Annotated in this window: 8 protein-coding genes and 3 pseudogenes; 7 read left to right on the forward strand and 4 right to left on the reverse strand. The window is 36.7% G+C overall.

Annotated features, from left to right (window positions below):
* On the forward strand, window positions 1–1,290 hold the full coding sequence (locus ACTHOQ_RS15595) for an arsenic transporter (RefSeq protein WP_440497079.1): 1,290 nt from the start codon (window positions 1–3) through the stop codon (window positions 1,288–1,290).
* Window positions 1,291–1,307: 17 nt separating this feature from the next.
* Window positions 1,308–1,733: an arsenate reductase (thioredoxin) gene (arsC, locus tag ACTHOQ_RS15600; RefSeq protein ID WP_440497072.1), complete on the forward strand. Its 426-nt coding sequence runs from the start codon at window positions 1,308–1,310 to the stop codon at window positions 1,731–1,733.
* 51 nt (window positions 1,734–1,784) lie between these two features.
* On the opposite strand, the pseudogene ACTHOQ_RS15605 reads toward arsC, so the two are convergent.
* A pseudogene (locus ACTHOQ_RS15605) lies at window positions 1,785–2,012 on the reverse strand (flavoprotein); the annotation flags it as partial.
* Between ACTHOQ_RS15605 and ACTHOQ_RS15610 the strand changes: the two are divergent.
* The 3 genes and pseudogenes from ACTHOQ_RS15610 to ACTHOQ_RS15620 all read left to right on the forward strand — a co-directional run.
* A pseudogene (locus ACTHOQ_RS15610) lies at window positions 2,012–2,116 on the forward strand (GNAT family N-acetyltransferase); the annotation flags it as partial. The pseudogenes ACTHOQ_RS15605 and ACTHOQ_RS15610 sit on opposite strands and share 1 nt — an antisense overlap.
* A gap of 169 nt (window positions 2,117–2,285) precedes the next feature.
* Complete coding sequence (locus ACTHOQ_RS15615) at window positions 2,286–3,428, forward strand: cation:proton antiporter (RefSeq protein WP_440497073.1); 1,143 nt, start codon at window positions 2,286–2,288, stop codon at window positions 3,426–3,428.
* A gap of 294 nt (window positions 3,429–3,722) precedes the next feature.
* Window positions 3,723–4,140, forward strand: a pseudogene (locus ACTHOQ_RS15620) (universal stress protein).
* 332 nt (window positions 4,141–4,472) lie between these two features.
* Here ACTHOQ_RS15620 and ACTHOQ_RS15625 read toward each other — a convergent pair.
* From ACTHOQ_RS15625 to ACTHOQ_RS15635, 3 genes are all read right to left on the reverse strand, one after another.
* Window positions 4,473–4,850 carry a nuclear transport factor 2-like protein gene (locus ACTHOQ_RS15625; RefSeq protein WP_440497074.1) on the reverse strand — a complete coding sequence of 126 codons (378 nt, stop codon included), beginning with the start codon at window positions 4,848–4,850 and terminating at the stop codon, window positions 4,473–4,475.
* Window positions 4,851–4,922: 72 nt separating this feature from the next.
* The gene (locus ACTHOQ_RS15630; RefSeq protein ID WP_440497075.1) at window positions 4,923–6,434 is read right to left on the reverse strand and encodes a transglutaminase domain-containing protein; all 1,512 of its coding nucleotides are present in this window, start codon (window positions 6,432–6,434) and stop codon (window positions 4,923–4,925) included.
* A 3-nt stretch (window positions 6,435–6,437) separates the two neighbouring features.
* Window positions 6,438–6,968 (reverse strand): GNAT family N-acetyltransferase, encoded by a 531-nt coding sequence (locus tag ACTHOQ_RS15635; RefSeq protein ID WP_440497076.1) that lies wholly within the window; start codon window positions 6,966–6,968, stop codon window positions 6,438–6,440.
* A 528-nt stretch (window positions 6,969–7,496) separates the two neighbouring features.
* Between ACTHOQ_RS15635 and ACTHOQ_RS15640 the strand changes: the two genes are divergently transcribed.
* Together ACTHOQ_RS15640 and ACTHOQ_RS15645 are read left to right on the forward strand one after the other, a co-directional pair.
* Entirely contained in the window at window positions 7,497–7,835 is a 339-nt protein-coding gene (locus tag ACTHOQ_RS15640) for a DUF485 domain-containing protein (RefSeq protein ID WP_440497077.1), read from the forward strand.
* Between the two features lie 2 nt (window positions 7,836–7,837).
* On the forward strand, window positions 7,838–9,388 hold the full coding sequence (locus ACTHOQ_RS15645) for a solute symporter family protein (RefSeq protein WP_440497078.1): 1,551 nt from the start codon (window positions 7,838–7,840) through the stop codon (window positions 9,386–9,388).
* The last annotated feature ends 588 nt before the right edge of the window (window positions 9,389–9,976 follow it).

A 9,976-nucleotide genomic window follows, 5' to 3' on the forward strand; every position in this document is an offset into this window, starting at 1 on the left:
ATGTTTTTAATTGCGGCACTCATTTTTATCGTAACACTGATTTTTGTCATCTGGCAGCCAAAGGGACTTAATATAGGTTGGTCTGCAATGGGTGGGGCTGTCATCGCATTACTTGTTGGTGTTGTTGATTTTAATGATGTCGGGACAGTAATTGATATTACGTGGAACGCCACATTATCGTTTATTGCGATTATTTTAATTTCACTTGTATTAGACGAAATTGGTTTGTTTGAATGGGCTGCACTTCATATGGCGCGTGGTGCAAAAGGTAACGGTATCAAAATGTTTGTGTATGTTAGTTTGCTCGGAGCAGTTGTTGCTGCATTATTTGCGAATGATGGAGCTGCACTGATTTTAACGCCAATTGTGTTAGCGATGGTGCGTAATTTACAGTTTAGCGAAAAAATGATTTTCCCGTTTATTATGGCGAGTGGTTTTATTGCAGATACAACGAGCTTACCGTTTGTAGTGAGTAACCTAGTCAATATCGTGTCAGCTGACTTCTTTGATATTGGGTTTGTGGAATATGCTTCGCGTATGGTTATCCCAAACTTGTTCTCGCTTGTAGCAACGATTGTTGTGCTACTGATTTATTTTAACAAATCAATTCCACGTGAATACAATGAATCGATGTTAAAGGAACCACGCCTTGCGATCAAAGATATGAAAATGTTCAAGTTATCTTGGTTTGTACTTACTATTTTAGTAGTTGGCTATTTCTCAAGTGAATTTATTGGCGTACCAGTTTCTCTTGTAGCAGGCGTTATTGCAGTTTTCTTCTTAGTTATGGCACGACAAAGTTCTGTCGTCGATACAAAAGCTGTTGTGAAAGGTGCACCTTGGAATATCGTATTCTTCTCAATTGGGATGTACGTTGTTGTTTACGGACTAGGGAATGCAGGATTAACGCCCGATTTAGCTAGTGTAATCAAATGGACAGCAGAGCAAGGGTTGTTCGCAGCAACAGTTGGAATGGGCTTTATTGCGGCATTTCTATCATCTGTCATGAACAATATGCCAACAGTGATGGTCAATGCATTAGCAATTGCAGAAACGACGACAGATGGTACGTTACGTGAAGCATTAATATATGCAAACGTTATTGGTTCAGACTTAGGACCAAAAATAACGCCAATTGGATCACTCGCGACTCTCGTTTGGTTATATGTACTGTCACAAAAAGGAGTGAAAATCTCATGGGGTACGTATTTTAAAACGGGGATCGTGTTAACAATACCTATCTTAATCTTTACGCTAATCGGACTTTATATTACATTACTTATTTTTTAATTAAAGGAGTTTATTCAATGACAAAAAAAACACTATATTTCTTATGTACAGGAAACTCTTGCCGTTCGCAAATGGCAGATGGATGGGCACAGAAGCTATTACCGGAAGATTGGGAAGTGTATTCTGCAGGTATTGAAACACATGGTGTCAATCCAAATGCGGTTAAGGCAATGAATGAGGTGGGTATTGATATTTCTCACCACACTTCAGATTTGATTAATCCAGATATTCTAAACAAAGCAACATTTGTCGTAACACTTTGTGGGGATGCAGCAGATAAGTGTCCAATGACTCCACCAGGCGTACGTCGTGAGCATTGGGGATTCGAAGACCCAGCAAAAGCTACGGGCACAGAGGAAGAAAAATGGGCAGTGTTCCAGCAAGTGCGTGATGCAATCGGTGCACGTATCGAGCAGTTCGTAAACGAAGAATTAAAAAAATAATTTTATGGGGATAAAGAGATTCCCTTGAAATGGCTTCAAGGGGGTATTTTTTTAACAGCAGTTAGAAGTGCTGGTACTATTTAAATCTAAACTACATACACCAGTTTCAGGTAGATCTAGTTCTACTTTACGAGCACCTTCGAGATCACCTGTCAAGTATGCGACAATGGAACGAACTTGCTCATAGCCAGTTGCCATTAAAAAGGTTGGCGCACGACCATAGCTTTTCATTTCGACAATATAAAACCCCGGTTCAGGATGACGTAATTCTAATTCACCATCAAAAAAATGGTTTTCGAATAGTAGGGGTGCGGGAAAAGATTGCTCAACCTGATGGGGAATGGAAAGACAATATGTTACTAGAAAGAAGAGGTTCTTTATAAGAATTCTTTTTTGATGTCGTATTTATCATACTCCATGCTTGTAATTAATAGAAAAAGTATATTATAATAAAGTCAAGAACATTAAATTAAATAACAAGTGCAAGACAAGGTGGAGCCATAGTCAACTATGGCAGCGCCTTGTCTTTTTTTGCATTGAAAGGGGAAATTTATGTTTATTTTGCAAATTGTGATCGTTTTATTTGCTACAAAACTCGCTGGACATGTAGCTGCGAAAATTGGGCAACCATCTGTATTAGGAAAAATCATTGTTGGTATTATTCTTGGTCCAGCCATACTTGGTTGGGTTCATGATACGGAACTATTAACCGTATTTAGTCAAATTGGGGTTTTACTGTTAATGTTTTTAGCAGGACTCGAAACTGATTTGCAAGAAATGAATAAAAATAAAAAAGCTGCAATTTATGTTGCTTTAGGTGGTATCATCCTGCCGATAATTTTAGGCTACGCAGGGGCTCATTATTACGGGATGTCAGTAGGGGAATCAATTTTTATTGGATTATTACTCTCTGCAACATCTGTCAGTATTTCTGTTCAAGCATTACGTGAATTAGGTTGGATAAATAGTAAGGAAGGATCGACGTTACTAGGTGCAGCCGTATTAGACGATATTGTCGTTGTCATTTTAATAGCTGTCGCAATGAGCTTCTTTGCGGGATCTGATACAAATATTGGGTTATTAATCGGGAAGAAATTGTTATTCTTTGCCGTTCTAATCGTTCTTGCAAAATGGTTTATTCCAAAATTCATTCAGGTGTTTAAGAAATTTAAAGTAACTGAATCCGTTCTAAGTGCGGGCTTGATTATTTGTTTCGGTTTATCATACTTCGCGGAATTCCTGGGTATAGCAGGTATTATCGGTGCCTTCTTTGCTGGTATTGCGATTGCACAAACGGAATTTAAGAAAGAAATTGAACATAAAGTGGAACCCATTGCTTATGGGATTTTTGTGCCATTCTTCTTCGTAAGTATTGGATTGGCTGTCTCATTTGATGGAATTGGAAATCAAATCGGGTTTATTATTATATTTTCAATAATTGCAGTCGTTTCCAAATTTATTGGTTCTGGATTAGGTGCAAAATTAGCTGGTTTCAATACGAAATCATCGATGGGTGTCGGTGCCGGAATGGTTTCTCGAGGTGAAGTTGCACTTATACTAGCTGCTATGGGGCTTGAAGGGGGATTACTACCCGCAAGTTATTATACATCAATTATTATTGTCATTATTGTGACGACAATTGTAACTCCACCTCTTTTAAAATCAATTTTCGGGAAAAGAACAGTTATTAAATAATGAAAATATTTAAAAGTATCTGTTGTGAACTGCACACCACAGATGCTTTTTTATAGGTCCTTTATTCTATATTCTCAAGATAACGATACAGCGTTGATTTACTAATACCTGTCTCATTTTAAATATCTAAAAGTGTAAATTTCCCGGACTGATACTATGGGATGAATCAGCGGTGAATGTCTTAACCAAGCTAGAAAAGCAGGGGAAAACAGTGGCCATTATCGGCATGAATCCTGCGAGCGAAAAACTCTATAAACAATTATAGAATGTTCAAGTGTGTCACATTAAAGGAAGATTCTTTATGCATCAACATATTTTTTAGCCGTTGACGGTTCTGAAAATGCTGTGCGTGCCGCCAAAGAAGCGGTGAAAATAGCTTCAGATGTTTCATTAATCGAAATGGTATATGTTGCAGATTTTAAGAAGGCTAAAACAGGTGTTTTACATGCAAAGTCCAGCGAAAGTTTAATGTTGGAGCGTAAACGTAAAGTAACGCCAAAAGAGGAAGTTTTACAATCCGCTGGTAACAATTTAAATTTTCAATTTTACATGGTACACCTGGCCCTGAAATTTTAAATATGCAAATGAGAAAAAAGTTAATCTTGTAATCACTGGTAGCCGTGGCTTGAATTCATTACAAGAGATAGTGTTGGGCAGTGTCAGCCATAAAGTAATGAAGCGAGTTCATTGCCCAGCTTTAATTGTGAAATAGAATAATATACTATAGAAGAGAACTTGGGAACTGTCTATATAAGGATCTCAAGTTCTTTAATAATTACAGTACAGAAGTAGAACGTCACCATTGTAATTCGAATCTAAAATAGGGACATCGACATAATATATATTATAGGAAGTTGTATCTCGTTCCTTAAGTATACTTATAATAGTGAGACAAAACATAGAAAAAGACATTAATTTTGTAATACATTTAAATTTGGGGTTTAAACATAATAAGAATCCATTTATCCAAAGCATCAATCTAAATGGATTCTTATGCAGCAAAATCATTTTCTGCAAATAAGCTTACTTGACCCGGATAAAAACCTATCTTTCCAGCTCTATATATTCTCTTAACAATTTCCATTCACTATTTTCTTTTCTCCAGACAAACATGCATTGGGCAGCATGAGGTTTGCCATTTATTAAACTAGTCTCTTTTCCTGAAACTAAAAATTCTTTACCGGTTTTGCGTTCAGTGATTGAAAATGCCTCAAAACTTTTCTCCGCATTGCCCTCTTGTTTCAAAACGCCATCTAAATCATAGTCATAATAATACGTTTCAGGTTTGTCTATATTAGAATGTGCCCAATATCCTACAAAACTTTCCGACATATAATTTCTGATTCCATCGCCATTTTTGCTTATAAACCCCGCATTCCAAGCATTAAAATAGTTATTTAATATTTCCTTTATATCATTCATCGTTATTCCCCCTTTCCTACATTTTCAATAATAACCGAAATAATTCCTGCAAGAAATTTCTCTTAAAATATTTTATTTTTTGGTTTGTAATGCAATGCTGCTATATACTTCTACATTGATATTCGCTTCTAAAACAACGAAATGCTTTCCTAATTGCTTTTCAATTGCCGGGATATATGCATGTGCAAGAGATAATGGCAAAACTAATTTTGCAGCTTTTTCAAATTGAACTTGTTTTCGATTTGCTGTCATTTGCAGACGAATGCCTTTATGAAGCTCCAAAGATACGGTCAACTGCTTCAACGGCTCGTTAATATATAGTTCGATACCATCACCGCTTTTAAACGCCGGGAATTCATCTGTCGCACTTTCAAAAGTCGCAAGCCAGCTATCATCGCCAAGTGACATCATGAGAACCTCTGCATACCGCGCATTATTTGCTGCAAGCGTGCTTGGAATAAACTCTTGCGTATTTTGTTCAACTTCAAACTGTTTTGTATTGCCATTTTCAAAATGAACAATAACATGATAGTCATCCTTTTTAATTGATGTTACCTTATCCATGCTAAGCTTTATCAATTCTTCAGTTTGCATTTCATATGTATATAGTGCCGCACCGTCTGTATAATTGCTCATATACACAAAGCCGTCTGCAAAAGTGCAATACTGAACACGCACATCAGCCAGCTTCTTCGTTTGTAACGTATCTAGAGCCATCATCGTTAAATAAGCCGTTGCCGGGTGAGGATAAATAAGATTTTCACCGGCAATACATGCATCATAAAGATTATGCATGGCATTGAAACGTTCATTCGTACATGGTGGATAAATATCTAAATCCCATTGATGATTTTTTGCAATTTGTTCATCCGTCAGCAAAAAATAACGATAACGGATTTCATGATGCTCATATACATGGCCAATATCATCCCAAGTCACATCAATGTGATACCAATGGTCATCAATTTCAACCATATTCCAAGCATGTCCGGCATCTCCTTCTCCATCCGCTCTCCCTATAACATAATGACAAGGAATATTCAGCTCATCCATCATTTTTTCAAACAGCAAAGCATACGCCATACACACACCACGCTTTTCCGCCATAAACGTAGACACCGCAAACGGAGAACCATCCGTATGCAATTCGTAGCTATATGTTCTTACGATATAATCATGCACCGCCGCAACCTTTCGAAGCGTGGACATTTCAGGCTTTGTAATTTTCTGAAGTGTAGATGCAATTTCTTCAAGCATCTGTTTTTCTTCCGTACGATTCATGCGATAACTAAGCGTAAATTCCACTTTCACACGATTTTTGGACAAACTACGATAACGATAACTGCGATTTGCACAATGCTGTGTATAAAAAGCCTTATACATATGACTTTGTTCAAATGCATCATCGAGGATTTCATGTAAAGGCTTTGGCAAATGCCCATTAATAATAAGGGAAAATTGTTTATCTAAACGTTCCATATGCATGATTAGAATGGGAAGAAGCTCATCATACACAATCGTCGTTGTTTTGATCGATCCCCCTTTTTGTTTAAATGCTTCATAGCTTATAAAATAACTTCTCACGATTTATTCATCATCCATTTCGATATCATTTTCAATTACATAAATTTCAACCGGTTTCCCTTCCATCTCAATTTGCTTTTCTAGGCGCATACCATTTTTTAGGGCAATTCTCTTCGATGCTTCATTGCCTACTTGGATTGCTGAAATATAGCGATGCAGCCACATTTCCTCATTGGCGTAATTCGCTAACGCATGTGCAGCTTCAAATCCATAGCCTTGCCCCCAATATTCACGCTTAATCCAGTAGCCGAGTTCAATTTCAAATGCATTATCAATAATTTGTGCCACAAGACCGGCATGTCCGATATACTCTCCTGTGTGCCGATGAAGTAATTTATGTAAACCATACTCATCAAAATCCTCGTATTGGACCTGCATCCGTTCAATCAATTGTGCTGCATATGCCTCATCTTTTACTCTGCCGTCCCCTATATATTTCATTACGAGCGGATCTGTTACAAGCTGTGACACAAAATGCAGATCTTCAGCTGTATACCTTTTAAAAATACATCGACCAGTTGTTAAATTTAACATGGCACGCTCCTTTTATCACTTTTTTGATGCCAAACTTATAATAACCCGTATTTTTTCTGACAACAAATCAAATTTACACTATAATGTTTTTGCTTTTATTTTATCGATTAAACTTCTTCAAGTTTCTACATTAAAATTTTTTCAAATTGGCAATATATCAAATTTTTAATATCCCGCATGTGTTATAGTACAATTTGACGTAACTTAAATAAATACAGGAATTCCATTATATTAGAGTAACGAAATATTATATCTTGCTTAATGTTATTTATTTTCTGCTTTAATATTATATTTTATCGTTTTGAATTCTTGAATAATATTTCAGCATAGGTTCAAAAAATATGAAAGTCGTTTTTCTCTAAATAATACTTAATAATTCTACTTCATGACGTGTTGGACGATTCCGATTTTTCAGAAAAAATGTTATTGCATTATAAAGAATTCCCTCTTACAATGGGTACTGTTAACAGTTTTATAAAGTAATATTACGTTTAGAACAGAATAATAATTCGTAAGGGGGGAATTCCGTTGAGCGGTTTAGGGGAGAAATACTCAGCGAAACATGACTCGGTCAACTACGACTTAATTGATCGCATGGAGTCATTTAATCAATTTGTTAAGAAAAAAAACACATTTTTGTTTGGTATGACGATAGCTTTTTTGACATTTTACATTTTATTGCCGGTTTTAGCCTTTACCCCTGTGTTACAACAGAAGGCTGTTGGAAGTATTACATGGGTATGGGTATACTCGCTGGCTCTCTTCATTATGACAATTGTTTTATGTACGGTCTATGTAAAAATGGCAGGAAAATTTGATAAAGCTGCCGCTGCTGTTTTACATGAATATGAAAAGGCGGGTGTGTAGCGATGAATTTCGTTTCTGCAGGATTCTTTCTTGGAATTGTAGGTTTAACTTTGATCGTTACATATGTTGCGGCAAAAAGAACCTCTTCGGCAAGTGACTTTTATACGGCTGGCGGCGGTCTGAAAGGCTGGCAAAATGGTTTTGCAATTGCTGGAGACTACTTATCGGCTGCTGCTTTTTTAGGGGTTTCCGGCGCGATTGCATTAACAGGCTTTGATGGCTTCTTCTTCTCTGTCGGCTATGTTGTAGCAAACTTAGTTCTACTATATATTATTGCTGAGCCAATGCGTAACTTAGGTCGCTATACGTTGGCAGATATGCTGACAGCACGTTTCAACGAAAAACGCATTCGCGGGGTTGCGGCGACTGGTACGATCATTATTGTAATTTTATATATGATTGCACAGTTAGTTGGCGCGGGTGCATTGATTAAACTTTTATTCGGTATTGAATATTGGCTGGCTGTTTTAATCGTTGGTGTCATGATGACGACATACGTACTATTTGGTGGAATGACAGCAACTTCATGGGTGCAAATCATTAAAGCAGGACTTTTATTGTTCGGTACGACATTACTGGCATTTTTAGTATTCTCGAAATTTGATTTTAATTTAGTGAAAATGTTCGACACGGTAAGCACGAATTACGGTGACGAGTATTTAGTGCCTGGCGTTAAATATACGTCTACGATTGATTCTGTTTCGATGATGCTTGCATTAGTGTTGGGCACTTCCGGTTTACCTCATATTTTAATGCGCTTCTTTACTGTTAAGGACGCAAAAACAGCTCGTGCATCTATTTCCTGGACGACATGGATCACAGCTATTTTCTTCTCTTTAACAATATTCCTAGGCTTTGGCGCGATGCATTTCGTAGGTTTCGATGCGATTAAGGCAGAAAACGCTGCCGGTAATACTGCTGCCCCGCTATTAGCTGAATTTTTAGGCGGAAATATTTTATTGTCATTTATTTGCGCTGTTGCCTTTGCAACGATTTTAGCGGTCGTATCAGGTTTAGTATTAACGGGCGCATCCGCGATTTCCCATGATATTTACGGCGAAATTTTGAAGGATGGTCAATTAACGGAAAAACAGCAAGTTTTGGCTGCACGCATTGGTTCGATTTCCATTGCGATAGTTTCTATTGTATTAGCTCTATTTGCGCAAAGCTTGAATGTTTCCTTCTTAGTATCCTTTGCGTTTTGTATCGGTGCATCTGCCAATCTGCCAGTAATTCTTTACACGATTTATTGGAAAAAATTCAATGCAAACGGCGCTGTCGCTGCAATGGTTACAGGATTGGTGTCATGCTTGATTTTAGGTGCTCTCGGGCCGAACATCTGGAGCCCTACAGGAAATGCTATATTTGTCGGGGAGCCAATAGTGAACTTGGCGGTGCCAGCGATTATTACAATTCCTTTAAGCTTCATTGCAGGCTATTTAGGTTCTATTCTCACTGCCCATAAAGTGCAACAAGCAGAAGCAGAACGTATATACAAAGAAATTCGGGTGAAAGCACATACAGGCATTTCTGTACAGGACGTCTCCCACTAAGTTTTTAAAAATTATTCAAAAAAATTATGAAGAATTCAATTATTTCCCATAAAATCATTGAAAAACTGTTCGAAGGCTTTACGCTTTCAGGACAGTTTTTTCCTTTTTTTATACCATTTCTTTTATGAATATAACTTTCTGAATATACAGAAATCACTTTTCTGTAAAGTAATTCATTTTTTGAATATTACTATTTCTCATAAAAACGAATAATATATTCTTATAATTATTTTTTAAAAAATATAAATTTTCAAATTTATTAAACTGCCGAAAGCCTTGCCCCATCTACCTTTGTTTCACCTAATCAGATTTTAAATCTTCCGTTTATAATTTGTTATGTATCTTTTTTTCTCTAATAAACATATTTTTGCAAAAAATTTTTTCACATAATTTTTCTAAAAACTATTGCAATTTTGTTACAGCTAAAATAGAATGAAAATGTAAAATCCTTGAAAGAGAATTTTGCACACATAAAGCAGTAATAATAATCACAAACGGGGGAATGTTTATGGCCCCCTCTGTTAGGATAGATGTCGTACCGAGCTAACGTGATATGATTAAGTAAAATACACGGAGGTCGAGACGAAT

It is taken from the genome of Solibacillus silvestris, from assembly GCF_051967575.1.
GTDB lineage: Bacteria > Bacillota > Bacilli > Bacillales_A > Planococcaceae > Solibacillus > Solibacillus silvestris_B.